The organism is Enterobacter sp. MGH 37 (assembly GCF_000534515.1).
GTDB lineage: Bacteria > Pseudomonadota > Gammaproteobacteria > Enterobacterales > Enterobacteriaceae > Enterobacter > Enterobacter kobei.
The window spans coordinates 49,966-75,386 of record NZ_KI973206.1 but is presented as its reverse complement, the minus strand read 5'-3'; the positions used below and the strand labels follow the sequence as shown (position 1 = coordinate 75,386).

Annotated in this window: 27 protein-coding genes and 1 pseudogene; 14 read left to right on the top strand and 14 right to left on the bottom strand. The window is 57.4% G+C overall.

The features are described 5' to 3' along the window. The 4 genes from nrdE to L383_RS10765 form a co-directional block, all read right to left on the bottom strand. Positions 1-2,145 (bottom strand): class 1b ribonucleoside-diphosphate reductase subunit alpha, encoded by a 2,145-nt coding sequence (nrdE, locus tag L383_RS10750; RefSeq protein ID WP_023331141.1) that lies wholly within the window; start codon positions 2,143-2,145, stop codon positions 1-3. After that, positions 2,118-2,528, bottom strand: a complete 411-nt coding sequence (gene nrdI / locus L383_RS10755) for a class Ib ribonucleoside-diphosphate reductase assembly flavoprotein NrdI (RefSeq protein ID WP_014884960.1) — start codon at positions 2,526-2,528, stop codon at positions 2,118-2,120. The genes nrdE and nrdI overlap by 28 nt, the downstream gene beginning before the upstream one ends. Next, positions 2,525-2,764: a glutaredoxin-like protein NrdH gene (nrdH, locus tag L383_RS10760; protein WP_014884959.1), complete on the bottom strand. Its 240-nt coding sequence runs from the start codon at positions 2,762-2,764 to the stop codon at positions 2,525-2,527. The genes nrdI and nrdH overlap by 4 nt, the downstream gene beginning before the upstream one ends. Before the next feature lie 246 nt (positions 2,765-3,010). Continuing rightward, entirely contained in the window at positions 3,011-3,337 is a 327-nt protein-coding gene (locus L383_RS10765; RefSeq protein ID WP_023308924.1) for an ElaB/YgaM/YqjD family protein, read from the bottom strand. A gap of 160 nt (positions 3,338-3,497) precedes the next feature. Here L383_RS10765 and L383_RS10770 point away from each other — a divergent pair, with 160 nt between their 5' ends. Next, a complete protein-coding gene (locus L383_RS10770; RefSeq protein WP_006811693.1) occupies positions 3,498-3,842 on the top strand; it encodes a DUF2002 family protein in 345 nt (114 codons plus the stop codon). Positions 3,843-3,874: 32 nt separating this feature from the next. Here the strand turns inward: L383_RS10770 and alaE are convergent, their stop codons facing one another. Continuing rightward, positions 3,875-4,324, bottom strand: a complete 450-nt coding sequence (alaE, locus tag L383_RS10775; RefSeq protein WP_023331140.1) for an L-alanine exporter AlaE — start codon at positions 4,322-4,324, stop codon at positions 3,875-3,877. A 495-nt stretch (positions 4,325-4,819) separates the two neighbouring features. On the opposite strand from alaE, the gene stpA reads away from it, so the two are divergent. Next, the gene (gene stpA, locus L383_RS10780) at positions 4,820-5,224 is read left to right on the top strand and encodes a DNA-binding protein StpA (protein WP_014884956.1); all 405 of its coding nucleotides are present in this window, start codon (positions 4,820-4,822) and stop codon (positions 5,222-5,224) included. 38 nt (positions 5,225-5,262) lie between these two features. On the opposite strand, the gene L383_RS10785 is transcribed toward stpA, so the two are convergent. From L383_RS10785 to L383_RS10795, 3 genes are all read right to left on the bottom strand, one after another. Continuing rightward, positions 5,263-5,442: a hypothetical protein gene (locus tag L383_RS10785; RefSeq protein WP_014884955.1), complete on the bottom strand. Its 180-nt coding sequence runs from the start codon at positions 5,440-5,442 to the stop codon at positions 5,263-5,265. Positions 5,443-5,521: 79 nt separating this feature from the next. Beyond that, positions 5,522-6,043 carry a rhodanese family protein gene (locus tag L383_RS10790; protein WP_014884954.1) on the bottom strand — a complete coding sequence of 174 codons (522 nt, stop codon included), beginning with the start codon at positions 6,041-6,043 and terminating at the stop codon, positions 5,522-5,524. Between the two features lie 9 nt (positions 6,044-6,052). Beyond that, positions 6,053-6,352 carry an ArsR/SmtB family transcription factor gene (locus L383_RS10795; protein ID WP_014884953.1) on the bottom strand — a complete coding sequence of 100 codons (300 nt, stop codon included), beginning with the start codon at positions 6,350-6,352 and terminating at the stop codon, positions 6,053-6,055. A gap of 177 nt (positions 6,353-6,529) precedes the next feature. Between L383_RS10795 and L383_RS10800 the strand changes: the two genes are divergently transcribed. Then, a complete protein-coding gene (locus L383_RS10800) occupies positions 6,530-6,688 on the top strand; it encodes a YqaE/Pmp3 family membrane protein (RefSeq protein ID WP_014884952.1) in 159 nt (52 codons plus the stop codon). Here L383_RS10800 and L383_RS10805 read toward each other — a convergent pair. Then, the gene (locus L383_RS10805) at positions 6,685-7,614 is read right to left on the bottom strand and encodes a LysR substrate-binding domain-containing protein (protein ID WP_023331139.1); all 930 of its coding nucleotides are present in this window, start codon (positions 7,612-7,614) and stop codon (positions 6,685-6,687) included. The genes L383_RS10800 and L383_RS10805 overlap by 4 nt on opposite strands. 320 nt (positions 7,615-7,934) lie before the next feature. Between L383_RS10805 and L383_RS10810 the strand changes: the two genes are divergently transcribed. The 7 genes from L383_RS10810 (at position 7,935) to L383_RS10840 (ending at position 16,364) form a co-directional block, all read left to right on the top strand. Then, a complete protein-coding gene (locus L383_RS10810; protein WP_014884950.1) occupies positions 7,935-8,540 on the top strand; it encodes an ankyrin repeat domain-containing protein in 606 nt (201 codons plus the stop codon). A gap of 107 nt (positions 8,541-8,647) precedes the next feature. Continuing rightward, a complete protein-coding gene (gene fdrA / locus L383_RS10815; protein ID WP_023331138.1) occupies positions 8,648-10,189 on the top strand; it encodes an acyl-CoA synthetase FdrA in 1,542 nt (513 codons plus the stop codon). After that, on the top strand, positions 10,189-11,604 hold the full coding sequence (locus L383_RS10820; RefSeq protein ID WP_023331137.1) for a YlbE family protein: 1,416 nt from the start codon (positions 10,189-10,191) through the stop codon (positions 11,602-11,604). The genes fdrA and L383_RS10820 overlap by 1 nt, the downstream gene beginning before the upstream one ends. A gap of 11 nt (positions 11,605-11,615) precedes the next feature. Further along, entirely contained in the window at positions 11,616-13,169 is a 1,554-nt protein-coding gene (locus L383_RS10825; protein WP_023331136.1) for a hypothetical protein, read from the top strand. Beyond that, the gene (locus tag L383_RS10830) at positions 13,166-14,122 is read left to right on the top strand and encodes a carbamate kinase family protein (protein WP_023331135.1); all 957 of its coding nucleotides are present in this window, start codon (positions 13,166-13,168) and stop codon (positions 14,120-14,122) included. The genes L383_RS10825 and L383_RS10830 overlap by 4 nt, the downstream gene beginning before the upstream one ends. 1 nt (position 14,123) lies before the next feature. Beyond that, a complete protein-coding gene (locus tag L383_RS10835) occupies positions 14,124-15,503 on the top strand; it encodes an amidohydrolase family protein (RefSeq protein WP_023331134.1) in 1,380 nt (459 codons plus the stop codon). Between the two features lie 126 nt (positions 15,504-15,629). Then, on the top strand, positions 15,630-16,364 hold the full coding sequence (locus tag L383_RS10840) for a class I SAM-dependent methyltransferase (RefSeq protein WP_014884944.1): 735 nt from the start codon (positions 15,630-15,632) through the stop codon (positions 16,362-16,364). Here the strand turns inward: L383_RS10840 and L383_RS10845 are convergent. Then, positions 16,358-16,960: a short chain dehydrogenase gene (locus L383_RS10845; RefSeq protein ID WP_014884943.1), complete on the bottom strand. Its 603-nt coding sequence runs from the start codon at positions 16,958-16,960 to the stop codon at positions 16,358-16,360. The genes L383_RS10840 and L383_RS10845 overlap by 7 nt on opposite strands. 96 nt (positions 16,961-17,056) lie before the next feature. Between L383_RS10845 and L383_RS10850 the strand changes: the two genes are divergently transcribed. From L383_RS10850 to L383_RS25100, 4 genes are all read left to right on the top strand, one after another. After that, positions 17,057-17,944 (top strand): LysR family transcriptional regulator, encoded by an 888-nt coding sequence (locus L383_RS10850; protein ID WP_023331133.1) that lies wholly within the window; start codon positions 17,057-17,059, stop codon positions 17,942-17,944. 20 nt (positions 17,945-17,964) lie between these two features. Further along, positions 17,965-19,146, top strand: a complete 1,182-nt coding sequence (locus L383_RS10855; protein WP_023331132.1) for an aminotransferase-like domain-containing protein — start codon at positions 17,965-17,967, stop codon at positions 19,144-19,146. Positions 19,147-19,231: 85 nt separating this feature from the next. Next, complete coding sequence (locus L383_RS10860; RefSeq protein WP_032629446.1) at positions 19,232-19,750, top strand: DUF6622 family protein; 519 nt, start codon at positions 19,232-19,234, stop codon at positions 19,748-19,750. A gap of 10 nt (positions 19,751-19,760) precedes the next feature. Then, entirely contained in the window at positions 19,761-19,913 is a 153-nt protein-coding gene (locus tag L383_RS25100) for a helix-turn-helix domain-containing protein (protein WP_226882784.1), read from the top strand. Here the strand turns inward: L383_RS25100 and nudI are convergent. The 4 genes and pseudogenes from nudI to L383_RS10875 all read right to left on the bottom strand — a co-directional run bounded on the left by nudI (position 19,876) and on the right by L383_RS10875 (position 25,373). Next, entirely contained in the window at positions 19,876-20,301 is a 426-nt protein-coding gene (gene nudI, locus L383_RS10865) for a nucleoside triphosphatase NudI (RefSeq protein ID WP_023331130.1), read from the bottom strand. The two genes, L383_RS25100 and nudI, sit on opposite strands and share 38 nt — an antisense overlap. A gap of 279 nt (positions 20,302-20,580) precedes the next feature. Continuing rightward, a pseudogene (locus L383_RS0124065) lies at positions 20,581-21,764 on the bottom strand (HlyD family efflux transporter periplasmic adaptor subunit). Between the two features lie 10 nt (positions 21,765-21,774). After that, positions 21,775-23,973 carry a type I secretion system permease/ATPase gene (locus tag L383_RS10870; protein ID WP_023331127.1) on the bottom strand — a complete coding sequence of 733 codons (2,199 nt, stop codon included), beginning with the start codon at positions 23,971-23,973 and terminating at the stop codon, positions 21,775-21,777. Next, positions 23,970-25,373 (bottom strand): TolC family outer membrane protein, encoded by a 1,404-nt coding sequence (locus L383_RS10875; protein ID WP_023331126.1) that lies wholly within the window; start codon positions 25,371-25,373, stop codon positions 23,970-23,972. The genes L383_RS10870 and L383_RS10875 overlap by 4 nt, the downstream gene beginning before the upstream one ends. Between the last annotated feature and the right edge of the window lie 48 nt (positions 25,374-25,421).

Sequence of the window (25,421 nt, the reverse complement as noted above, 5' to 3'; positions counted from 1 at the left end):
TTACAGCGCGCAGGACACGCAGCCTTCGATTTCGGTGCCTTCCAGCGCAAGCTGGCGCAGGCGAATGTAGTAAAGCGTTTTGATGCCTTTCTTCCAGGCGTAGATCTGCGCTTTGTTGATATCCCGCGTGGTGGCGGTATCCGGGAAGAAGAGCGTCAGCGACAGCCCCTGATCCACGTGTTTTGTCGCTTCGGCGTAGGTATCGATGATTTTTTCCGGGCCGATTTCATACGCATCCTGATACAGCGCCAGGTTGTCGTTGGTCATAAACGGGGCAGGGTAGTAAACGCGTCCGGTCTTGCCTTCCTTGCGAATTTCAATTTTCGACACAATCGGATGAATGCTCGACGTGGCATGGTTGATATACGAGATAGACCCGGTTGGCGGCACGGCCTGGAGGTTCTGGTTATAGATACCGTGGCGCATCACGTCATCACGCAGCTGCTGCCACATCTCGCGCGTCGGCAGGGTTATCCCCGCGCGGGCAAAGAGATCGCGCACTTTTGCGGTTTTCGGCTGCCACTCACCTTCAAGATACTGGCTAAAATATTCCCCGCTGGCGTAGCGCGACTGTTCAAATCCCGCGAACCGCTGGTTGCGCTCGCGCGCCAGCATCATTGAGGTGTGCAGCGCATGCCAGGTGATGGTATAGAAATAGAGGTTAGTAAAATCCAGCCCTTCCGGACTGCCGTAGGCGATGCCTTCGCGTGCCAGGTAGCCGTGAAGGTTCATCTGCCCCAGGCCGATAGCGTGCGATGCGGCGTTACCCGCTTCGATGGAGGGCACGCTGCGGATGTGGCTCATGTCCGATACCGCCGTCAGTCCGCGAATGGCCGTCTCCACCGTGCGGCCGACGTCAGGGGAATCCATGGTGTGGGCGATATTCAGCGACCCGAGGTTACAGGAGATATCCTTGCCGATAGCCGCGTAGTCCAGGTTCTCGTCGTAGGCTGACGCGCTGTTGACCTGCAAGATCTCCGAGCACAGGTTGCTCATGTTGATGCGTCCGGCAATCGGGTTCGCGCGGTTTACCGTATCCTCGTACATGATGTACGGATAGCCAGACTCAAACTGGATTTCTGCCAGCGTCTGGAAGAAATCGCGGGCGTTGATGGTTTTTTTGCGGATGCGCTCGTCGGCTACCAGCTCCTCGTAGCACTCGCTGATGGCTACGTCACCAAAGGCTTTGCCGTAAATACGCTCAACGTCATACGGCGAAAAGAGCGCCATCTCGGCATTCTCTTTGGCCAGTTTAAAGGTGATATCCGGGATCACCACCCCCAGCGACAGGGTTTTGATACGGATTTTTTCGTCGGCATTTTCGCGTTTGGTATCCAGAAAACGCAGAATATCGGGATGATGCGCGTGCAGGTAAACCGCCCCGGCGCCCTGGCGTGCGCCAAGCTGGTTGGCGTAGGAGAATGCATCTTCCAGCATCTTCATCACCGGGATCACGCCGGAAGACTGGTTTTCAATGCGCTTGATCGACGCGCCCGCTTCACGCAGGTTCGAGAGCAGAAACGCCACGCCGCCGCCGCGTTTGGAAAGCTGAAGCGCCGAGTTTACCGCACGGCCAATCGACTCCATATTGTCTTCGATGCGCAGCAGGAAGCAGGAGACCAGCTCGCCGCGCTGGGCCTTACCGCAGTTGAGAAACGTTGGCGTAGCGGGCTGGAAGCGCCCGGCGAGGATCTCCTCCATCAGCCGTTCAGCCAACGCTTCATCGCCCTGGGCAAGGGTCAGCGCCACCATCACGACGCGATCTTCAAAATGCTCCAGGTAGCGTTTACCGTCGAAGGTTTTCAGGGTGTAGCTGGTGTAATACTTCCACGCGCCGAGGAAGGTCTGGAAACGAAAACCGCTCGCATGCGCGCGCTCGAAAAGCTTCACCACGAAGGCGCGGTCGTAGCGGGTCAACACGCGCTCCTCGTAATAGCCCTCTTTAACCAGAAAGTCGAGGCGTTCCTGCTGGCTGCCAAAAACGACGCTGTTTGGACGGACGTGGGCGGCGAAAAAGGCCTCCACCGCCTCATGATCTTTGCCAAACTGAATGCGCCCCTCCCGATCATAGAGGTTAAGCATCGCGTTTAATGCGTGGTAATCAGGTGTTGCCTGGATTATCCGTTCTGCGGTTGTCGTTGCCAAAATTCGTTCACTCCTTTTCGCACATTTTCTACGTCCTGCTGTGTCCCCATCAGTTCGAAGCGATAGAGATACGGCACGCCGCATTTTTGAGAGATGACATCCCCGGCGCGGCCAAAGGCATCGCCGAAATTGCGATTGCCTGCCGCGATCACGCCACGGATAAGCCTGCGGTTATGCGGATCGTTAAGAAAGCGGATCACCTGGCGAGGCACGGCGCCTGCCGTACCGCCACCGCCATAGCTGGGCACCACCAGAATGTAAGGTTCGTCTACCTGAATACGTTCCCGCTCATTAAGCGGAATACGCACCGCAGGCAGCCCGACGCGCTCGATAAAGCGAAGCGTGTTTTCCGAGCTGCTGGAGAAGTAGACCAGCCCACTCATGCGCTGGCGGCCTGGGCGCTCAGACGGTTAATCATGTCCGGGCGAAAGCCGGACCACCGGGTTTCACCGGCAATGACCACAGGGAGCTGACGGAATCCCTGCGCCCGAAGGGTCTCAGCGGCCTCAGGCTGCTGGTCGATATTCACCATCTCAAAAACCATTCCACGGCTTTCCATCGCCCGTTTGGTGGCGTGGCACTGAACACAATTGTTACGAGTGTAAATAATAATGCTCATGATTCGCATTTCCATTTAAAATGAGAGAGCGGCGCGAGTCATCGCGTCAGGTTGTGTGTGTCTTGCTAAAGGGGATACTAGATGTAGTTATCTTAAGTTTCAACCATACAAGATATGGGAAATTCAGATTGATGTTGCCCTGGTGATGAGCTCAGCGGGGCAGGGCGGGCTGCACGGGTTTTTCAAAGGATAAGGCAAAGAAAAGCCCCGGCGCCTGAGGCCACCGGGGCTGATGAGAAGCCGCACTTATTTTCGCAGGCTGAGCAGGGCGCCGACAAAGATGCCGACCGCTGCGACCGTTCCCAGCGTACACAGTGGCTTTTCACGTACGAAGGTCGTTGCACAGCTTGCCATGTCGCAGGCAGCCTGCGTGGCGCGTGAACGTCCGTTCATTCTGGCGCGGGTTTCACGGAGCAGAGACTGAGCCTTACGTTTTGCGGCATCCGCTTCGTCCTTCGCGTCAGATCCCCAGGACTTCAGCACCTCTTCCAGCGTGTCCGCTAATTGGCTGACATCATTACGAATATCCTGCGCGTCGTCGTTAATATCGTTTCGGTTCGGTCTGTTAAACATACGATCCTCCGTAAATTTGCGTTCCCAATCAGTTTAGTTCAGAAATTTAATATCTGAAGCGCGTCACGCGTTATCCGGCAGTTTATGGACTATTCTGAAAGCCCTGCTAATGCTGAATACTGTAAGGTTGCCGGGCAGGAAAAGATAACGAGGAAAAGATATGTATTTACGACCTGACGAGGTGGCACGCGTTCTTGAAAAAGAGGGATTCACCATGGATGAGGTGACGTCAAAAGCGTATGGATATCGCCGCGGTGAGAATTATGTGTATGTTAATCGTGAAGCCAGAATGGGACGTACTGCTCTCATTATTCACCCGACGCTGAAAGACAGAAGTCTGTCATTTGCTGAGCCTGCCTCGGATATTAAAACCTGCGATCATTATCAGCAATTCCCGCTCTATTTAGGCGGAGAAACGCATGAGCATTATGGTATTCCGCATGGCTTCAGTTCGCGCATGGCGCTGGAGCGGTTTCTGAAGGGACTGTTTGGCGACGTACAGTAAACTGGCGACTGGCATTCGCCAGTCGCTTCACATCACGCTTTCGCCTGGCTGTACTGACTGACTTTGAACAGACGGCGACAGTAGTCGAGGAAATAGCCGTATACGGCGCCCATCAACATCGAAATAACAATATTCGAACTGACCGCCGCGACGATCTGGTGCCAGTCTGCGCCCACGGTTAACAGAATAGCCACATATACCGGAGACTGGAACGTCACATAAGCCAGCACGTCCGCCAGGTTTTTTACCCAGCCTGCGGGGCTGATACGACGGGCGAAACGCATCACCGCATCGCGGTATAACCCGTATGGCCATGCGATAATAATGTTGACCGGGATGGCCACCAGACGCGAAGAAAGTGACTGCTCAAAGGTCATTCCTGAGAGGAATATTTCAATCAGCATGTTCACGACGGAACAGTAAACAACCATCGCAAAAGTATCCGCCACAGCATGGCGCAGGCGAGATTGCGGCGAGAACATGTCTGAACTCCTTGAGAAGAACACAGTGGAAACGATTTCCCTTCGGCGATTAGTGCTTTAGGTTGCTTTGTTTGACGCGTATAGCGTATCTCTCTGCGTTTAAACTAACAACTAGTGATTAATTTTTATTTAATCACCTTTTGTCCACAAAATTCTCTAAAATTGAGTGTTTTTTGTTCTGCTCGTTATAATCTGTCTTGTTATGGTTATTTTTCATAAAAAACAAAGACTTGATTTTCGAGGCGGCCAGGGTGAGTCATCCTTGTCTGGATGGCGGCGCAGTATGCTGTAATTTGAATTAAAGTTGACCATTTATATTGATGTGGTGATTAGATTCGCACCAGGCTCGCCGGCATCCTGCGTTATTATTAACGTTAATATTTAAATATATTTACACTGATGCCCCTGCGGACCCTTGGGTAGATATTCTGGCCGAAATGAATTATTCTGTGGGTGATTTATCTATTTACCCCAAAGAAAAGGTTTTCAAATAATATGTCTTTGACGTTACAGAATCTTAATAATATCCGAACCCTGCGCGCGATGGCGCGTGAATTATCCCTGGACGTTCTTGAGGAAATGCTGGAAAAGGTCAGGGTCGTTACTGAAGAGAAACGCAGTGAGCTGGCGGAATTAGAGCAGCAGCGTGCTGAGCAGCAGGAGAAAATTAATGCCCTGCTGGAGCTGATGAAAGCCGATGGTATTTCACCGACCGATCTGCTGGGTTCCGAGCTGGCGCAGACGGGTAAACCGACTAAAAAGCGTAAACCGCGTGAAGCGAAATATCGCTTTATTGATCAGAACGGTGAAGAGAAAACGTGGACCGGCCAGGGCCGCACGCCGAAGCCTATTGCCAGCGCGCTGGCAGAGGGTAAATCGCTGGATGATTTTCTGATCTAATGCGTGAGCCGGGCGGTAATCGCCGCCCGGTTGTCTGTTCAGCAGACGCCAAAATCACCTTCTTCACTATACGGCGCCAGATCGGCCGCTTTCAGGGTATATTTTTCGCCTTGTTCATTACTGGCCTGAACCGCCACAACGCTTTCACCATTCACTTCGAGCACTTTCAGCTTCGGGCCGCCTTTACGCGGTTGCACATAATCACCGACAGAAAACATATTACCTCCTCATCGTTTAAGCGATCTTCACCTTAGCCCACGTATGACGCCGGGTACAGTGACTTGCACAGATTACTGCTTATGAGGTACGCCGGTTCCATGGCATCACCTTGAGCAGTCTCGCCATACCGCAAAATCCCGTTACACCAGCGAACAGCAGCCCGGCGCCCACAAAACCGCTGAGCAGGAAAAAGCCGCTGGAGACGCTATAGCCCAGCACCACGCCGCAGAGAATCAACAGCCCGGCCGCGATTTGCACCTGACGCATCAGCGGGAGAGGCTGGGATTTATCTTCAACGGTCAGCAGCCCGGCCTGCTTCCAGCCCTGAATGCCCCCCTCGACCACAAATGCCTGAGCGGGTGACGCCGCCTGGGCCAGGCGGTCAGCATTCCCGGACGTCCTGGCACCGGACTGACAGTGAAAAAGCACTATTTCACCCGCCCGTGCGTTAAGTCCGCCGGGTAAGGTGGCTAGCGGTACTGACTCTGCCCCGGAAATATGCTCGCGGGCATATTCGTCGGTATCACGAATATCTATGAGTCTGGCGCCCTCGGCTACGCGGGCTTTGGCCTGTTGCGGTGTAATCAGCGGAAGTGACATGGCGACTCCTTACGGACAATAAAGGGTTTTCAGGGTGCTGATGAGCTGAAGCACCGCATCGTTTTTAATGAAATAAAGAATGCGCTGCGCCTCACGGGTGCTGTCGATAAGTCCTTCCTCACGCATACGCGCCAGATGCTGCGACGTGGCGGAAGGGCTCAGCCCGGTGGCACGCGCCAGGTCGCCCGCACGGGTGCCGGGAGCTCCGCATAATGTGCAGAGGATCAGCAGCCGACGTGGATTACTCATCGCTTTCAACAGGGCGGCGGCCTGCTCAGCGCTGGCCTGGAGTTGTTCAAGTTCAGTCATTTTAGTTTAGTGTTTACTTAATTAAGTAAATACTAAACTATTCCGGTGCGTTACACCACTGCCAAAAGCGTAAAAGAGGGTAAATGGGACGGGTCTGGATGGCAGAAGCCGATAAACTGGCTACGCTAGAGTCATACTCTTATTTATTTTCAACTGGTTAGCTTGTACGGAGTGCTTATGGGTTTTTGGCGTATTGTCTTTACGATTATTCTTCCTCCGCTGGGCGTGCTGCTCGGTAAGGGGTTTGGCTGGGCGTTTATCCTGAATATTCTTTTGACCTTGCTGGGTTACATTCCCGGTCTTATCCACGCGTTTTGGGTTCAAACCAAAAGCTAAGCCCGCCAGAGTAAATCGCTATAGATGTTCGTCAGCACGCCCGCTGGACCAAACTGTTGTTTGATCCAGCGAGTGACCTGGCCGGTCGCCGCATGTTGTGTGGCAAGCAGCATGCGGGAATCCTGACGCGGATTGTTGATGCGTCGGGTGACCAGTAGCCCGTCTTCTACCGCCTCGCGGGCCATGTATTCCGGCAAAAAGCCAATCCCTTCTCCCAGAATCTGACACTGGCACTTGGTGTTGAAATCCGGCACCAGAATCGCCTCCTGCCCGTGCAGCAGCCAGCCGACCTTCTTATTAATGGTGTGCGCGGTATCTTCCACCATGATGTTGGGATATAGCCGCAGCTGGCTCTCCGCAATCGGCTCGGGGACAAAGGCCAGCGGATGTTCCGGTGCGATAGCAAATACCCAGCGGATGGCGCCAATCTCGGTGTAATCAATGCCGCCGCCGTCGAGCAGGGTGTCCGGCGCACCAATCGCGATATTGGCCTGGTTGTTGATGATGGAATCCCATACGCCGTTATACACCTCGGTGGTCACCGTGATCTGGCAGGTGGGAAACTGCTTTTTCAGCACCTGCAGCAGGCGTGCAGTATGGCGTGGAGTATACAAAAGCTGATTGATACAGATACGCACCCGCGCCTCAATGCCCTGCGAAATGGTATCAATTCCGCGCTTGATGGCGTGAAAGTCGTTCAGCAGGTCGGTTGCCTTGCGGTAAAAGTAAAAGCCAGATTCGGTCAGCTCAATGCTGCGCGTGTTACGCACAAACAACACCACGTCCAGCCCGGTCTCCATGCGTTTAATGGTGTAACTGATGGCCGAGGTGGTCACGCCCAGCTCGGCGGCGGCTTTGCTGAAACTGCTAAAACGTGCCGCAGTGGTGAAGGCAAGCAGGTTCTCTTCGGTAAAGATGGAATTCATATTACGGCTCCTGGTTGCCATCAGTTTTGAACATATTTTAACAGCGCTGTTACATCACATTTGAAGCCGGTCACAGTTCTGACTATTTGCTCAGGGCCGCGCGGTACAAGGCTTTTTCAGCCATAAGGATAATGCAGCCTGAGGCGCTAAAAAGCGGTAAAACATAAGAAAAAGGTTGCACAGACGCACGTTTTAGCTGAACCGTTGAATTTAACTCAACAATGAATTGCCTGTCGATGAATGAATTTTAAGCGGATTCTTTTATCACCAGGCTGTTGCTATTCTCAGGTCATCAGAAATGAAACATAGGGAGTCTGAATATGTCTGCAACTGCACTGGTGACGGAATTTCTGCTGGCGGCAGAAGAGGGGAACGTCGACGCGCTAAAAGCCTGTCTGGAGAAAGGCGTCGATATTAACGCCACCAACCGCCAGAAAAGAACCGCCATTATTATTGCCAGCCTGAAAAAGCATTATGCCTGTGTGGAATTTTTAATTGCAGCCGGTGCGGATATTGATAAACAGGACCAGACCTGTTTTAACCCCTTCCTGATTAGCTGCCTGACCAATGATTTAACGTTACTGCGCATCGTTCTTCCGGCAAATCCGGACCTGGATCGCCTGACGCGCTTCGGTGGCGTGGGGATTACCCCGGCCAGTGAGAAAGGCCACGTTGAAATTGTGCGCGAGCTGTTGGCAAAAACCGATATTAACGTCAACCACACCAACTTTGTCGGCTGGACGCCGCTGCTGGAGGCCATCGTGTTGAATGACGGCGGCGAGAAACAGCAGGAAATTGTGAAGCTGTTACTGGATAACGGCGCGAACCCGCACATGACCGATAAATACGGTAAAACCCCGCTCGAGCTGGCGCGGGAAAAAGGCTACCACGCGATCGCCGACCTGCTGCTGGCGGCCGGCGCGTAAAGACGACGGTCAGCCTGTTCCGGCTGGCCGCTTAATAAAAAAGCATTTTTACCGACGTGCATTTTGCACGACGGCGGCCCCCTTTTATCCGCTTTCAGGAGAAAATAATGCCCACAAAAATCGTGATTAAAAAGAACACTTATTTTGACTCCGTCTCATTAATGTCCGTTTCCACAAAAGCCAATAAATTGCCGGGGGTTGAACAGGCCTTTGTGGCGATGGCGACGGAGATGAATAAAGGCGTATTAAAAAACCTTGGACTGCTGACGCAGGAATTAGAAAACGCGAAAAACGGCGATCTGATGATCGTTATTAAAGGCGATGCGGCGAATGATGAAACGCTGGCGGCCATCGAAGCGTTATTTACGCACAAAGAGCGTGCAGGCTCCCACGAAGCGCGCTACGCCACGATTGCCAGCGCCAAAACCCATCGCCCGGACAGCAATCTTGCGGTGATCTCCGTCAACGGCACCTTCGCCGCCCGTGAAGCACGTCAGGCGCTGGAAAACGATCTTAACGTCATGCTCTTTTCCGATAACGTGTCGCTCGATGACGAGCTGGCGCTGAAGCAGCTGGCCCACCAGAAAGGGCTGCTGATGATGGGGCCGGACTGCGGCACCGCCATTATCAACGGCGCGGGGCTGTGCTTCGCTAACGCGGTACGTCGCGGGACGATTGGGATTGTCGGCGCATCCGGGACCGGCAGCCAGGAACTCAGCGTGCGCATTCATGAATTCGGCGGCGGTGTGTCGCAGCTGATTGGCACCGGCGGGCGCGATCTCAGCGAGAAAATCGGCGGCCTGATGATGCTCGACGCCATCGACATGCTGGAGGCCGATGAATGCACCCAGGTGATTGCCCTCATCTCCAAGCCACCCGCACCCGCGGTGGCTGAAAAAGTCCTCGCCCGCGCCCGCGCCTGCCGCAAGCCCGTCGTCGTGTGTTTCCTCGGCCGCAACGTACCGCCCGCTGATGAAGACGGCCTGCAGTTTGCCCGAGCCACCAAAGAGGCAGCCCTGAAAGCGGTACTCCTTACCGGCATCGACAAAGCGTCTCTGGATTTGCACCCGCTCAACTGGCCGCTGATTGAAGAGGTGCGCGCCCGCCTGACCCCGCAGCAAAAATACATTCGTGGGCTCTTCTGCGGTGGGACCCTGTGCGACGAAGCGATGTTTGCGGCGCTGGAGAAGTACGACGACGTCTACAGCAACATCCAGCCGGATCCGGCGAAGCGTCTGAGCGACATCAACGTCAGCCAGGCCCATACCTTCCTCGACTTTGGCGATGATGATTTCACCAACGGCAAACCGCACCCGATGATCGACCCGTCCAACCGCATCAGCCGCCTGCTGCAGGAGGCGCGCGATCCGCAGGTGGGGGTCATCGTGATGGATTTTGTGCTCGGGTTTGGCGCGCATGAGGATCCGGTTGGCGTGATGCTCGACGCGATCAAAGAGGCGCAGGCGATCGCGAAGGCCGACAGCCGTCCGCTGGCGATCTTAGGCTATGTGCTTGGTACCGACCAGGATCCGCAGAAGCTTGCTCAGCAGTGCCAGCTCCTGACCGATGCGGGCGTCATCTGGGCCAGCAGCAGCACCAATACCGGATTACTGGCTCGCGAATTTGTCTGCAAAGGGGAGAACGCATAATGACCACCTTATTTAACCAGCCGCTGAACGTGATTAACGTCGGTATCGCGATGTTCAGCGACGACCTCAAAAAACAGCACGTTCCCGTGACCCAGCTCGACTGGACGCCGCCAGGGCTGGGCAACATGCAGATCGTTGAGGCGCTCGATCAACTGGCCGAAAAATCGCTGGCGGAGAAAATTGCCGCCGCTAACCACATCGCGCTTGAGCGCATTATTCAGTCCCACCCGGTGCTGGTGGGCTATGACCAGGCGATTAACGTCGTGCCGCGCATGACCCGCACCACCATCCTGCACGCCGGTCCGCCTGTCTCGTGGGAAAACATGTGCGGGGCGATGAAAGGGGCGGTCACCGGCGCGCTGGTGTTCGAGGGGCTGGCGGCGGATCTGGAGGAGGCTGCAAGGCTCGCCGCTTCAGGGGAAATCACCTTCTCGCCGTGCCACGAGCACGACTGCGTGGGCTCGATGGCGGGCGTCACCTCCGCGTCGATGTTTATGCACATCGTTGAGAACAAAACCTACGGCAACCGCGCGTTCACCAACCTCAGCGAGCAGATGGCGAAGATCCTGCGCATGGGCGCCAACGACCAGAGCGTGATTGACCGCCTGAACTGGATGCGCGACGTGCTCGGCCCGATGCTGCGCGACGCGATGAAGATCGTCGGTGAAATCGATCTTCGTCTGATGCTGGCCCAGGCGCTGCACATGGGCGACGAGTGCCACAACCGCAACAACGCGGGCACTACGCTGCTGATCCAGGCCCTGACGCCGGGTCTGATCCAGGCGGGTTATCCTGTTGAGCAGCAGCGTGAGGTGTTCGAGTTTGTCGCCAGCAGCGACTACTTCTCCGGCCCGACGTGGATGGCAATGTGCAAAGCCGCGCTGGACGCCGCCCACGGCATTGAGTACAGCACCGTTGTCACCACCATGGCGCGCAACGGCTACGAGTTCGGTCTGCGCGTCTCCGGCCTGCCGGGGCAATGGTTCACCGGCCCGGCGCAGCAGGTCATTGGCCCGATGTTTGCGGGCTATAAGCCGGAAGACTCCGGGCTGGATATCGGCGACAGCGCAATTACGGAAACCTACGGCATCGGCGGTTTTGCCATGGCGACGGCGCCGGCGATTGTGGCGCTGGTGGGCGGCACGGTGGAAGAAGCCATCGACTTCTCCCGGCAGATGCGCGAAATCACCCTCGGCGAAAACCCGAACGTCACCATTCCGCTGCTCTCTTTTATGGGCATCCCGACTGCCATCGACATCACCAAAGTGGCAGGCAGCGGCATTTTGCCGGTCATTAATACCGCCATTGCCCACAAGGACGCCGGTATCGGCATGATTGGGGCGGGCATCGTTCACCCGCCGTTCAGCTGTTTTGAAAAGGCGCTGTTGACCTTCCGCGATCGCTACGTTTTATAAGGCATGCATCCATGAAAAACATGAAACTGGAGTGGAAAAGAGGTGACTGGGCGGCTTATTTCGGGTTGATGACCAACAACCTGACCAATTTGCTGACCATGATGGGGCTGCTCATTTTTGTCGTCGGCATCCCGAAGGAGATTGTTTATGGACGCATCGCACCAGCCTTCGGGCTGGCGGTGCTGGTGGCGAGCATCTGTTATGCCTGGTTTGGCCTGCAGATGGCGCGCGCCACTGGGCGCACGGACGTGACGGCGCTGCCGTCCGGCCCGAGCGCGCCGTCGATTTTTACCGTGACCTTCCTGGTCCTCATGCCCGTCTACCAGCAGACCGGGGATGCGGATTTCGCGATTCAGATCGGTCTGGTGTGGTGCTTCGTGGAAGCAATGATCCTCGCGGGCGGTTCGTTCCTCGGGGAGACCATCCGCAAGATGATCCCGCGCACCGTGCTGCTGTCGTGTCTCTCCGGTTTAGGCCTGCTGCTGCTGGCGATGAACCCGATGCTCCAGGCGTTTGAAGCGCCGACCGTGTCATTCATCGTACTGCTGCTGATTTTTATCAACTGGTTCGGCAAAAAGCCGATTTTCGCCAAAATCCCGACCGGTCTGCTGTTGCTGATTACCGGTACGGCATTAGCGTGGATCTCGGGGCTGCAAAGCCCGGAAGCCATTAAGGCGTCTATGTCATCCTTCGGCTTTAACCCGCCGGAAGTGCACGTCGACAGCTTTATGCAGGGGCTGCCGCACGCGCTACCGTATCTGGCATCCGCCGTGCCGCTGGGGCTGGCGAACTATATCTTTGACCTGGAGAACATCGAAAGCGCCCACGCGGCGGGGGATGAGTACCCGACCCGTAAGGTGATGCTGGCGAACGGTCTGGCGTCGATGCTGGGCTGCCTGATGGGTAACCCGTTCCCGGTCACGGTCTACGTCGGCCACCCGGGCTGGAAAGCGATGGGGGCCAGCATTGGCTACACGCTGGCTTCCGGGGTGACCATGTTCATCGTGCCGCTGTTCGGGCTGGGGGCATTTATGCTCGCCATCATTCCGATGACTGCCATCGTGCCCATTCTGGTGTTTATCGGCGTCGTTACCGCTAACCAGGTGGTGCGGGAAACGCCGAAAGTGGAGGTGCCCGTCATCTTCATCTGCCTGTTCCCGTGGATCGCCAACTGGGCGCTCACCATGATGAACAGCGTGATGAATGCGGCAGGGACCAGCGCAGCGAAAATCGGCACCGACGTGCTGCACAGCAAAGGGATTTACTACGAAGGGCTGATGCATCTCGGCAACGGCGCGCCGCTTGCCAGCATGCTGTGGGGCTGTATCGCTATCTTCGCCATCATCAACAAGCCGCTGCGCGGGGCCGTTGCGGCCGCGGGTGGGGCGCTGCTGGCACTGTTTGGGGTGATCCACGCCCCGGTGGTGGGCTTTGCCGAAGGCAGTTCGCTGATGTTCGTTACGGCTTACCTGATGATGGGCGGCATGTTTGTGGTGAAGCATGTGCTGGATAGCCGCGAAGCGGCGAGCGCTGCGACTGGTACCGTTGCGAAGGAAAACGTATGAAAGAGCTTATGGTCGTCGCCATCGGCGGCAACAGCATTATCAAAGACAACGCCAGCCAGTCGGTTGAGCACCAGGCGCAGGCGGTCAAAGCGGTGGCAGAGTCCGTGCTCGAGATGCTGGCCTCCGACTATGACATCGTACTCACCCACGGCAACGGTCCCCAGGTGGGGCTGGATCTGCGCCGGGCCGAAATCGCTCACGAACGGGAAGGGCTCCCGCTGACGCCGCTGGCAAACTGCGTCGCGGATACCCAGGGCGGTATCGGCTACCTGATCCAGCAGGCACTCAATAACCGTCTGGCGGGGCGCGGGGAGCAAAAAGCGGTCACGGTCGTCACCCAGGTCGAAGTGGATAAAGACGATCCCGGCTTTACGCACCCGACGAAACCGATTGGCGCTTTCTTCAGCGAGGCGCAGCGCAATGATCTGCAGCAGGCGCACCCGGACTGGCATTTTGTCGAGGATTCAGGCCGCGGCTATCGCCGCGTCGTGGCCTCGCCGCAGCCGCTGCGCATCGTAGAGGCAGATGCCATCAAGGCGCTGACGCAAAAAGGTTTTGTGGTGATCGGCGCGGGCGGTGGAGGAATTCCCGTCGTGCGCTCGGAGCAGGGCGACTACCGCAGCGTCGACGCGGTAATAGATAAAGATCTCTCCACCGCGCTGCTGGCACGGGAGATCCGCGCCGACGTGCTGGTTATCACCACCGGTGTGGAGAAGGTGTGCATTCACTTCGGCAAGCCGAACCAGCAGGCGCTGGATACCGTCAACGTGGCGCAGATGACGCGCTACATGGAGGAAGGCCATTTCCCGGCAGGGAGCATGTTGCCCAAAATCGTGGCCTCGCTGGAATTTTTACACCACGGCGGCAGGCGAGTGATTATCACCTCCCCGGACTGTCTGCCCGCGGCACTGCGCGGGGAAACCGGTACCCATATTGTGAATGAAGGAAAATAAGATGAATGATAATAAAAGCCGCCGCGAATTTATCAGCCAGAGCGGCAAAATGGTCACCGCCTGCGCGCTGTTTGGTGCCACCGGCTCCGTCGCGTATGCTGCGGATACCGCAGAGCCCGCCTGCGAGACCGGTAAACCGATGAACATCACCGCGAAGCATTACTATCTGGACAACGTGCTGCTCGAAGCCGGGTTTATTTTCGACGGCAGCGTGGCGACGAGCACCCGCACCGAGCTTAAAACGCTGGAGATTAAAGACGGCAAGATCGTCGCCCTGCGCGATAACATTAGCCACGCCGACGCGTCTCTGCCTCACTATGACGCGGGTAAAAAGCTGATGCTCCCGGCGATGCGCGACATGCACATCCATCTGGATAAAACCTTCTACGGCGGTCCGTGGCGCTCCCTGAACCGCCCGGCGGGGACCACGATTCAGGACATGATCCGCCTTGAGCAGAAGCTGCTGCCGGAGCTGCAGCCCTACACCCAGGAACGCGCGGAGGCACTTATCGACCTGATTCAGTCGAAAGGTTCCACCATCGCCCGTAGCCACTGCAACATTGAGCCGGTTTCCGGCCTGAAAAACCTGGAAAATCTGCAGGCGGTGTTATCGCGCCGCCAGCCTGGCTTTGACTGTGAAATTGTCGCGTTTCCACAGCACGGACTGCTGCTTTCCCATTCTGAAAAACTGATGCGCGACGCGATGCAGGCCGGTGCGCACTACGTGGGCGGGCTGGACCCGACGAACGTCGACGGCGCGATGGAGAAATCTCTCGATCTGATGTTCCAGATAGCGCTGGATTACGACAAAGGGGTGGATATTCACCTGCATGAAACCAGCCCGGCGGGCGTGGCGGCGGTGAATTACATGGTGGAAACGGTGGAGAAAACGCCGGAGCTGAAGGGCAAGCTGACTATCAGCCACGCCTTCGCGCTGGCGACGCTTAACGAGCAGGAGGTGGATGCGATTGCGACCCGCATGGCGGCGCAGCAGGTAACCATCGCCTCTACCGTGCCGATTGGTACCCTCCATATGCCGCTGAAACAGCTGCGTGATAAGGGAGTGTTTGTCATGACCGGCACCGACAGCGTGATCGACCACTGGTCGCCGTACGGCCTGGGAGATATGCTGGAAAAAGCCAATCTTTACGCGCAGCTGTACATTCGCCCGAACGAGCAGACGCTCTCCCGGGCGCTCGGTATCGCGACCGGTGACGTTCTGCCGCTGAACGACAAAGGCGAACGGGTGTGGCCGAAAGCGCAGGACGACGCCAGCTTTGTGCTGGTGGATGCCTCGTGCTCCGCCGAAGCCGTGGCGCGGATTTCACCGCGTACCGCGACGTTCCATAAGGGAAATCTGGTCTGGGGTACTGTGGGCTAAAGGCGAGCCGGGTGACGGCTTCGCCTTACCCGGCCTACTGAAACCCTCAAATCGTAGGCCGGGTAAGCGCAGCGCCACCCGGCAATGTTTTATACTGGGAGTCACATTCTTAAAGAGGGATCTGCCATGGCACAAAATATCTACGACAACCCGGCGTTTTTCGAAGGCTACGCTCAGCTTCCGCGCTCGGTGCAGGGGCTGGACGGTGCGCCGGAGTGGCCTTCGCTGAAAAGCATGCTGCCGGATTTAACCGGGAAATCGGTTATCGATCTCGGCTGCGGCTACGGCTGGTTTTGTCGCGCTGCGCGCGAGCTGGGTGCATCTGACATCACGGGTGTTGATATCTCAGAAAAGATGCTCGCCCGGGCTGCGGAGCTTACCGCTGACCCACAGATTCATTATCAGCGTAGCGATCTGGAGTCGCTGGCGCTCAAAGATAACAGCCTCGACCTGGTCTACAGCTCGCTGGCACTGCACTACCTGCCGGAACTGGATACGTTATTCGCCAACGTTCAGCGCGCGCTTAAACCCGGTGGCAGCCTGGTCTTCTCGATGGAGCACCCCATTTACACCTGCGCCACCCGCCAGGGCTGGCTGACCGACGACAACGGCGAGCGGTTCTGGGGCGTGAATCATTATCAGGACGAGAGCCAGCGCGTCAGCAACTGGCTGGCGGACGGGGTCATCAAGTATCACCGTACGCTGGGCACCACGCTCAACGCGCTGATCAAGGCCGGATTAACGATAAGCGAAGTCAACGAATGGGGGCCAACGCAGGGGCAAATTGCGGCCTGGCCCGCGCTGGCCGAAGAGGCAGAGCGCCCGATGCTGGTGCTGATCGCCGCCCGTAAGGCTCAGTAACCAACCTTATACACCCGACCGCTCTGTACCCCTTCCACGCTGCGGCGATAGGCCTGCGCCACGGTTGCAGCGGGGACGCTCTCAAAGCCGGGGAAGAAACCGTCGTACGCTTCAGCGGATTCCGTCAGGACCGTCGGGCTAATCAGGTTAATGCGGATCCCGCGCGGCAGCTCACAGGCTGCGGCGCGAACAAACCCTTCCAGTGCGGCATTCACGGTGGTGGCGTTTACTCCCTGGGCAATCGGCTCGTGCGCCACAATGCCGCTAATCAGAGTGATAGAGCCACCTTCGTTCAGATAGTGTTGGCCGGTTAGCGCAAGGCGCACCTGCCCCAGAAGTTTATCCTGCAGGCCCTGATTAAAGTCGCTGTCTTTCATGGTCGCAAGCGGGCCAAAGTAGAGGCCACCGCTGGCGGAGACAATGGCATCCACCCGGCCAATTTTCTCGAACAGCGCCTGCACGCTCTCCTGCGAGGTGATATCCACCTGATAGTCGCCCTGGGTACGACCCACGCGGATCACCTCGTGACGGCGGCTTAGCGCTTCTGTCACTGCCTGACCGACCGTACCGCTGGCACCAATAATCACGATTTTCATAGCAGACTCCTTATGTGTGAGCCTTCATTCTTTAATAAATAAAAAGTCAGATAAACTGGGCTAAAGTTAGAAGATTGCTAACCAGAGGTTCGGAATATGGATAAGCTTCGCGGCATGGAGACGTTTATCGCGGTGGTAGAAAGCGGCAGCTTTACCGGCGCGGCCTCCCGCCTTGAGATGTCGGCGGTCATGGTGGGAAAGTATATTGCGTTGCTGGAGTCCCGGCTTGGCACCCGCCTGCTTGAGCGTAACACGCGTCGTCAGAGCCTGACGGATGCGGGCCGCGTCTATTTTGAAGAAGCCAGACGGGTGCTGGAGCAGGTCTCAATCGCCGAAAACGCGGTTGAACGCCTGCGTGCCACACCGGCCGGAACCCTGCGCGTCACGGCGCCTACATCGTTTGGCGGCTGCGTGATCGCCCCGCTCACCGCCACCTTTTTACAACGTTACCCGCAGGTGCGCATCGAACTGGATCTGACTAACCGAATGGTCGATTTGGTGGAGGAGGGGGTCGATTTGGCCATTCGCATTGGTGATATTCGCAATGACGATCTGGTGGCGAAATATTTGTGCCCCTACAACATGGTGATCTGCGCCGCACCGGACTATTTAGCGCGACACGGTACGCCGCAAACGCCTGCCGATCTGGTGGATCATCTGTGTCTTTCGCACACGGTATGGACCGCGCGTAACGAGTGGCGGCTACCGGGCGTGGAAGGGGAAGTACGCTGGAAGCGTGATGCCATCTTAAGATGTAACGACGGCTATGGCCTGCGTATGGCGGCACGCGCAGGGGCGGGGCTGTTGCTACAACCGGAAGTGCTGGTGGCGGAAGAGCTGGCAAGCGGCAGGCTGATTCGGGTACTGGAGCCGTTCACCCCCGCGCCGAGGCCGGTGCATTTATTGTGGCGCCAGGATTTACGTCCTCTTCCGAAGCTAACGGAATTTATCGCTCATATTCTGCTAAGATTGGGCACAATATAAAAAAAGAAGGTAATCAAAGAATGTCTGCAAACAAACTCGCCAGCAGCGCGCAGGGCCTGCAATCATCTGCCATCCGTGAATTATTAAAACATAGCAAAATGGCTGGCGTGATTTCGCTGGGCGGAGGGATTCCGAACCCCGATTTGTTCGATCACGAAGGGCTTAAAATAGCCGCGGATGCCGTCTTATCGCAACATTTTGGCGAGGCGTTTCAGTATGGTCTGACCGAAGGTTTTCCGGGACTGCGGGAAGAGATCCAATGCATCTGTGAAGGACGTGGCATTGCCTGTAAAGCCGATGACGTGGTGGTGACGTCCGGTTCGCAGCAGTCTCTCGACGTGCTGGCGCGTGCATTAATTAACCCAGGCGATACCGTCGTCGTCGAGCGTCCAACCTATCTTGCCGCGCTGCAGGTTTTCGGCCTGGCGCAGGCGAATTTTGAGTCCGTCGGCACCGACGGCGACGGCATGAAGGTCGACGAACTTGAGGCGCTGGTGGCAAAGAAAACCATCAAAGCGGTTTATATCGTCCCGACCTTTGGTAACCCGGGCGGCGTGACGCTCTCTGAAGCGCGTCGTAAACATCTGGTGGAATTATCGAAACGCTATGATTTCGTCATTATTGAAGACGACCCGTACAGCGAAATTAACTACACCGATGAGGTCTTCCGCCCGTTAATTGCCCATGCCAAAGATATCGGTAACGAAGAGAACGTGGTCTACACCTCAACCTTCTCTAAAATACTCGCGCCGGGCACCCGCGTAGGCTGGGTGCTGGTGCCGGAGTGGCTGAAGCGTGCGGTGGTGAACCTTAAGCAAACCACCGATCTGCACACCAGCACGCTGTCGCAGTTAATGACGTATGAGTACCTGAAAACCGGTCGCCTGGCCGGGCAGATTAAGATGATCCGCGAAGCTTATCGCCAGAAATACCAGACCTTCGCCACCGAACTGGAAGCGGAGCTGGGTGATGTGATGTCGTTCCACAAGCCTAAAGGCGGCATGTTCCTGTGGGCGAAAATGAACAACGGTATGAATACCACCCGCTGGCTGGAAAAGACGTTAAGCAACGGCGTGGTATTTGTCCCGGGCGAGTTTTTCTACTGCAATGAGCCGGACCAGACCACGCTGCGCATGTCGTTTGTGACACCAACAGATGAGCAGCTGAAAGAGGCGGTGCAGCGCCTGAAGAAATCGCTTTAAAAGACCTGCGCATAATGGCATTCCTGCCGTTATGCGCAATACGCGTTCAGGGCGGCACGGGCCGCGATCGTTCATGGTGAGTTCCATGTTTGAATTTCTGATCGGTGTTGTTACGCACACGCCCGCCTGGGTGTGGGTGTTGTTTATCTTCCTCATCTCCCGTGGTATCAAAGCCCGCAGGCCCGCCACCGTTACGCTGGAGAGGCTTGCCATTATCCCGGCGATCTTTCTGGTGTGGGATATTTACGATCTGGTGGTCTATCGCACGTTGACCCCTGCGACTGTCGCATTGTGGACGGCGGGGATCTTCGCCGGTGCCGCGCTGGGGTATCTCCTGATTAAGCGGGCGGTTATCACCCGGGCAGATGCGCCGCGTACGCTTTACCGCCAGGCAGACTACACCGCGCTGCCGTTTATGATGTTGGCGTTTGGCGTGAAGTATGTGCTGGGGGTGATGAGCGCGGTTTCGCCTCAGACGATGCAACAACCTGCCATGAGCGCGCTGGCGATCGTCTCCGGGGGCGTTTTTGCCGGCGTATTTATTGGGAAATTTGCGCGGTATGTTGGGGTGTATAATCGTACCGCACTTCGCCGGGCGGAATGAACTTCGTTAACTGGCGGCAGGGAATCCGGTAGGGTGGATTGCGCTGTCCTGCGGCTACAGCAGCGTCAGCGCATTCATTGAGGTTTTCAGAACATGGACCGGTAAAACGCCGGGGCAGTGGGCGATTAAAGAAGACCCTTTTGCGCGAAGGTCATACGGGTAGCTTCGTTGAGATCCAAATCTTTTAACGATTCCGGATTAACCCAGGCGATCTCCTGAAACTCCTCATTAAACGTGACGTCCCGGTTGGCGCTCATGCAGTCGAAGATCAGATAGATCATATAAATCTCCTCGGTGGTGCCATCGGCGTAGGTTTTTACCCTGATGTCATCGCGAAAAGCCCATGGCGTGACCGAGACGATCTCCAGCGCTTCGCCCAGCTCTTCGCGGATCTCACGGCGCAACGCCTGTTCCATGGTTTCTCCCGGTTCCATTCCGCCGCCGGAGAGGGCCCATTGACCGGGAAACACGCCGCGATCGTCGGCCATTTTACACAGCAGATAGGCACCGTCGTTCTGGATGATGGGGCAGACAATGGTTCGTTGGAGCATGATTTCTTCCTGAAAAATGAATTTGGGCTACTTTAGCAGATAAGGCGGGGGAGGTTATGTTAGGGGGGGATTCTCATCCCTCGGTTTTCCACATTTTGTTGCAGATTCAGCCAGAATTCAGCGCTGATATCGAATGCTTTCGCCCGTTTTAACGCCCTATCGGCGGTGAATTTTTTCTGTGTTGCGGTCTGACGCCCTCACCCCAACCCTCTCCCACAGGGAGAGGGAGAAAACCGCATTCCCCTTAGCTTTAGTGTGTAGGACTGGTAAGGCGATTGACTACCGCTCCCGCAGCGCCTCTTTCGCCCGGTTAAACGGCTTAATCAGATAATCCAGCACCGTTTTCTCGCCGGTCTTGATGTCCACTGTGGCAATCATGCCCGGTACAATCGAGAAGTGTCTGCCCGCTTTATTGACCAGGTAATCCTGGCTGGTGCGGATAAACACCCGGTAATAGAACACTTCCGGCTTGGCTTCGTCCTGGATGGTGTCCGGTGAAATGGTCTCTACTACCCCATGCAGCCCGCCGTAGATGGCGTAATCGTAGGCGGTGATTTTGACCAGCGCCGCCTGGTTCGGGTGGATAAAGGCGATATCGCGCGGCGAGAGGCGGGTTTCAATCAGCAGGTGATCGTCCACCGGCACAATCTCCATCAGCTCGCCGTTGGGCGGGATCACGCCGCCGATGGTGGTGACTTTGATGTTTTTCACGATCCCGCGCACCGGGGATTTTACCGTCAGGCGGGTGACGGAATCCTGGCGGCCTTTAAGGACCGCGGAAACCATATCCACTTCCGCGTTAGCCTTGGATAACGCTTCGCGCGCCTGAACGTAATACTGCGAGCGCACGTCGGTGAGCGCACGTCGGTGAGCTTCAACTCCAGGTCACTTTTCTGTCGCTGCAGGCGCAGCACCTCCACATGGCTGGCGGCCCCGGTTTTAACCAGCCTTTGGGTGATCGCCAGCTCTTTATTGGCGAGATCTAACGCGGCGCGCAGCTCCCGTTGGGTATCATCCAGCTGCGCACGGCGGGAGTTGTAGAGCCGCGTTTCGGCGGCAATCAGATCCGGCCATTTTGCCAGCGAAGGCGGGAACGTTAGCGGGAGATCGTTCACCTCGGCATTCAGACGTGCGCTGGAAGCCAGTGACGCACGGTAGCGCGCTGCACTTTCACCGACGTTCGATTCGGAACGCGTCGGATCAAGCCGCGCCAGCACCTGTCCTGCCTGCACCTGATCGCCCTCATGAACGTTCAGCTCGGTGAGGATCCCGCCGTCGAGCGACTGTAATACCTGTTCGCGCGAGCTGGGGATCACTTTCCCCGAGCCGGTTGAGACCTCATCGAGCACGCCAAACCATGCCCAGACGCCCAGAGCCACAAACATCAGCAACGAGAAGATGACGATTCGACGCGCGCCGGTGTAGCCACTTTCGGATTCAAGCGCGTTATCCAGATCGTCCATTGCGGCAACGTCACGCTGACTGATTTTCATTTTTCCACTCCCGTCCGGTTGCTGCCTGCTGCTGCTGTTGCTGAATGCGGCTGTTGTTAAGCGCCTGCGCTTTTGGCGCGTCCATCACCAGCATCCCTTCTTTCAGTACGACCACGCGCTCCACCAGCTCCAGCACCGGCACGCGGTGGGTGGCGACAATCAAAGTACGGTTGCCGAGCCAGTCGCCCAGACGCTGGATAAACTCCCGTTCAGTGTGCTCATCCAGCGACGCGGTCGGTTCATCCATCAGCACGATATTCGGATCGCGCAGCAGCATCCTCGCCAGCAGAATGGACTGCCGCTGCCCGCCGGAAAGCCCCACGCCGTTTTCCATGATCGGGTAGTCCAGCCCTTTGGGCAGTTTCTGCACAAAGCCCGCTGCGCCGGTTAACTCCAGCGCCTCGAAAATTTCTTCGTCGGTGGCGCGTGGCATGCCAAGGGTGATGTTCTCGCGCAGGGTGCCGTAAAACAGCCGCGCGTTCTGGGTCATAAAGCCGACGTTGCGCCGCACGTCCGCCACGTCGAGATGTGGCAGGCTGAGGTTATCAAGCCGCAATTCCCCCGCCGCCAGATCCATTCCGCCCGCCATGGCCTGTAGCAGTGTCGATTTGCCCGCGCCGTTACGTCCGAGGATCGCCACTTTCTCGCCCGGCTTGATCTCCAGACGGTTAATGCGTAGCGCCATGCGCGGATCGTCCGGTTGATAGCGGAACTGCGCCTGCTCGAAGAGATAGTGTCCGCGCAGGACGTCCTGGCGGATCGGCGTCTCTTCGCGCTGGTTCTCGGTCGGCAACTGCATAATGCTGTCCAGCCCCTCTTTAGCGGCCTTCACCTGCTGCCAGCGGGCCAGCACGCCGCACAGCGTCGCCATCGGCGCGATCATTCGGGAGGCCAGCATCGACGCGGCAACCACCGAACCGGTAGTCAGGGTGCCGTCGATCACCATCGGCGCGCCGACCACGATCACCCCGGCGTAGACCAGGCTCTGGATGGTCATCCCCCAGCTGATCAGGTTCTGCGTCAGTTCGCGGGTGCGCAGGCCGGATTCGGCGGTGATCTGGATATAGCTGTTCCACTGCTGCAAAAAGCGGTTCTCCGCCTGCATCAGCTTGATGTCCTCCAGCCCCTGCACGCTCTCCACCAGCACCGCGTTGCGCAGGGTTGATTCATGCGCCGACTGCTTCGCCAGCTCCGCCAGTTTCTTCTGCAGCAGCAGGCCGGGCAGGACCATGATCACCGCCGCGACCGGGGCGATCCACGCCAGCTGCGGCGCGATGATCGCCAGCACCACCACAAACAGGAAGAAAAAGGGCAGGTCGACAATGGTCGAGATGGTGGAAGAGGTCACCATCTCGCGGATCTGCTCCAGCTCGCGCAGCTGGGAGATAAAGCTGCCGGTGGAGCGCGGAATGGCGCTGTGGCGCAGCCGCAGGGCGTGGCCGAACACGCGGTCTGAGACCCGCAGATCCGAGCGTTTGCCCAGCAGATCCATAATGTGACCGCGCGCCACGCGCAACACAAAACCAAACAGGGTGGCGATCAGCACGCCGATGGTCAGGACGTAAAGCGTCGGGTAGGACTGGGCAGGGATCACCCGGTCATACACCTGCATGGAAAAGACAATGCCGGAGAGGGAGAGCAGGTTGATGAACAAGGCTGCCAGCATCACCCAGCTGTACGGGCGCAGATCGCGCATCACCAGCCGGTAGAGCCAGTCCGGGCGGTATTTCGAGATGTAGGCATCCACGCGGCTGTCCTTCAGCGCGGCCAGCGGGCGCAGGGCAATAACGTGGCGGATGGCGGGCAGCAGCGCGCTCATCGACAGACGGTTAGTATGCATCTTGTCGTCGAAAAAGCTGACGTCCAGCGTGTCTTCCCCGTCGAAGCTGTCGACCACGCCGATTTTGCCGTCGTTCAGTGCCACCACCACCGGCAGACGCCAGCTGTTGATCGACTGCCGATCGGCTGTGAGCAGCTGGAACGTCAGCCCGGCTTCCCGGGCAAGCTGCGTCAGGGCAGGTACCATCGGTTTGCCTTTCAGCCAGGGTGCGCCCGCAATCAGCGCACCGGGCGAGCAGGCGACGCGGTAGCGCGTGGCAACAAAGCCAAACGCCTGCGCCCACTGCGCCAGCGCCTCATCCGTCATTGTTTCTTCTTGCGGAATTTCGCGTTGCTTCATGGCTGGATCTCCACGGTCTGGATGGTGCGGTTATCAAGATCGAACGCATGACGCAATTGTCCGGTGTTATAGAGGCAGTTGAGCTGTAACTGGTGCAACTGACCGAGGGTCTGTTGCTGGGTGAAGCGTGCCTGATAGACCTCCTGCTCGGCGTTGAGCACGTCCAGCAGCGGGCGCGAGCCGAGATCGAGATACTGCTGCTGGTAAAGCTCGCGGGTACGGGCGCTGAGCGCCTCCTGGCGGCCCTGAATTTGCAGCGTGCTTTGCAGGCTCATCACCTGGCTGCGGGCCTCCAGCAGTTTCTGGCGGACATCAAGACGGGTACGCTGAATGGTCGACTGCGCCGCTTCCACCGCGTGTCCGGCAGCGTTACGCCGGGCGGTGAGGCCGCCGCCCTGATAGAGCGGCATTTGCACCTTCACCCAGGCGGAATATTGCGTGCGATCCCGCGTTTCGCTGCCCGCGTAGCGATCGTTCAGATAGTGACGGACCTCCGGCTCCAGCGAGACGGTTGGCGTCATTTGCGCGTCGGCGTAGTCGAGGTTGGCCTGGGCGACGTTGGCCTGGGCCCAGGCGGCAAGGACAGACGGAACCAGACGATCGTCCGGCTCGGCGATGTCACAGCTGCGGGCCAGCTTTTGCGGAAAATCATTGCTGATCGCGTTCAGGCTGTTCCAGCCGAGAAAGCTCATCAGCGTGGCACGGGCGCTGTCGAGGCTGGCCTGATACTGCATCAGCTGCGCGCGCGCCCCTTCAATACGTGCGTCGGTCTGCACCACGTCAGAAAGCGAGGTCGCCCCTTCGTCGTTACGCTGACGGGTCAGTGTGCCTATTGAGGAGAGGGCATCGAGCTGCTCTTTGGCGGTGTCGACCATCTGCTGCCAGGTTTGCACCTGCACCATGGCGACGGCGGTATCATGGGCAATGGTGTCGATGCTCACCAGCACGTTGGCCTGCTGCTGGGCAACCCCGGCATTTTCGGCTCGTACCTGGCTGGCCACTTTGCCGAAGTCGTAGAGCATTTGTGAAAGAGAGAGCACCAGCGACGGCGTAAAGCCGTTCTGATCGCCGTCGTGGGAGTACCCGTTGTCCATGCCCGCGTTAATTTGCGGATAGTATTTCGATTTGGCGACGTCGACTTCTTCGCTCTGTTCGTAGAGTTTGCCCACGGCTTCACCGATCGCCGGATGCCAGGTAACGGCACGGTTGACGGCCTCGCCAAGCTGTAATGAGCCGGGCGCGGCGTTGCCAGCCGCAGGGGCGACACGGCCATTCAGTGAGGGGAGTTCCTGCGTTTCGCGCAGTTGTCCGGTATTGATGGTCGCCGCCGGATTCGCGCACAGAGCGGGCACAGATATCAGGCAGCACGAGAGCCACCAGTAAGGCATCTTCATTCCCATGTCATGTCCCTAATAAAATAAGTGCAGCTTTATTATTAATCCCCGGGC

What these genes read in the sequence shown, in the direction of transcription:
- L383_RS10875 (WP_023331126.1), bottom strand. Translation starts at nt 25,373, where the DNA reads ATGGGAATGAAGATGCCTTACTGGTGGCTCTCGTGCTGCCTGATATCT.
- L383_RS10800 (WP_014884952.1), top strand. Translation starts at nt 6,530, where the DNA reads ATGGGTTTTTGGCGTATTGTCTTTACGATTATTCTTCCTCCGCTGGGC.
- L383_RS10845 (WP_014884943.1), bottom strand. Translation starts at nt 16,960, where the DNA reads ATGAAAATCGTGATTATTGGTGCCAGCGGTACGGTCGGTCAGGCAGTG.
- fdrA (WP_023331138.1), top strand. Translation starts at nt 8,648, where the DNA reads ATGCCCACAAAAATCGTGATTAAAAAGAACACTTATTTTGACTCCGTC.
- L383_RS10765 (WP_023308924.1), bottom strand. Translation starts at nt 3,337, where the DNA reads ATGTTTAACAGACCGAACCGAAACGATATTAACGACGACGCGCAGGAT.
- L383_RS10830 (WP_023331135.1), top strand. Translation starts at nt 13,166, where the DNA reads ATGAAAGAGCTTATGGTCGTCGCCATCGGCGGCAACAGCATTATCAAA.
- L383_RS10795 (WP_014884953.1), bottom strand. Translation starts at nt 6,352, where the DNA reads ATGACTGAACTTGAACAACTCCAGGCCAGCGCTGAGCAGGCCGCCGCC.
- nudI (WP_023331130.1), bottom strand. Translation starts at nt 20,301, where the DNA reads ATGCTCCAACGAACCATTGTCTGCCCCATCATCCAGAACGACGGTGCC.
- L383_RS10850 (WP_023331133.1), top strand. Translation starts at nt 17,057, where the DNA reads ATGGATAAGCTTCGCGGCATGGAGACGTTTATCGCGGTGGTAGAAAGC.
- L383_RS10840 (WP_014884944.1), top strand. Translation starts at nt 15,630, where the DNA reads ATGGCACAAAATATCTACGACAACCCGGCGTTTTTCGAAGGCTACGCT.
- L383_RS10835 (WP_023331134.1), top strand. Translation starts at nt 14,124, where the DNA reads ATGAATGATAATAAAAGCCGCCGCGAATTTATCAGCCAGAGCGGCAAA.
- L383_RS10810 (WP_014884950.1), top strand. Translation starts at nt 7,935, where the DNA reads ATGTCTGCAACTGCACTGGTGACGGAATTTCTGCTGGCGGCAGAAGAG.
- L383_RS10820 (WP_023331137.1), top strand. Translation starts at nt 10,189, where the DNA reads ATGACCACCTTATTTAACCAGCCGCTGAACGTGATTAACGTCGGTATC.
- alaE (WP_023331140.1), bottom strand. Translation starts at nt 4,324, where the DNA reads ATGTTCTCGCCGCAATCTCGCCTGCGCCATGCTGTGGCGGATACTTTT.
- L383_RS10805 (WP_023331139.1), bottom strand. Translation starts at nt 7,614, where the DNA reads ATGAATTCCATCTTTACCGAAGAGAACCTGCTTGCCTTCACCACTGCG.
- L383_RS10870 (WP_023331127.1), bottom strand. Translation starts at nt 23,973, where the DNA reads ATGAAGCAACGCGAAATTCCGCAAGAAGAAACAATGACGGATGAGGCG.
- L383_RS10860 (WP_032629446.1), top strand. Translation starts at nt 19,232, where the DNA reads ATGTTTGAATTTCTGATCGGTGTTGTTACGCACACGCCCGCCTGGGTG.
- L383_RS10825 (WP_023331136.1), top strand. Translation starts at nt 11,616, where the DNA reads ATGAAAAACATGAAACTGGAGTGGAAAAGAGGTGACTGGGCGGCTTAT.
- L383_RS10785 (WP_014884955.1), bottom strand. Translation starts at nt 5,442, where the DNA reads ATGTTTTCTGTCGGTGATTATGTGCAACCGCGTAAAGGCGGCCCGAAG.
- stpA (WP_014884956.1), top strand. Translation starts at nt 4,820, where the DNA reads ATGTCTTTGACGTTACAGAATCTTAATAATATCCGAACCCTGCGCGCG.
- L383_RS10770 (WP_006811693.1), top strand. Translation starts at nt 3,498, where the DNA reads ATGTATTTACGACCTGACGAGGTGGCACGCGTTCTTGAAAAAGAGGGA.
- L383_RS10790 (WP_014884954.1), bottom strand. Translation starts at nt 6,043, where the DNA reads ATGTCACTTCCGCTGATTACACCGCAACAGGCCAAAGCCCGCGTAGCC.
- nrdI (WP_014884960.1), bottom strand. Translation starts at nt 2,528, where the DNA reads ATGAGTGGGCTGGTCTACTTCTCCAGCAGCTCGGAAAACACGCTTCGC.
- L383_RS10855 (WP_023331132.1), top strand. Translation starts at nt 17,965, where the DNA reads ATGTCTGCAAACAAACTCGCCAGCAGCGCGCAGGGCCTGCAATCATCT.
- nrdH (WP_014884959.1), bottom strand. Translation starts at nt 2,764, where the DNA reads ATGAGCATTATTATTTACACTCGTAACAATTGTGTTCAGTGCCACGCC.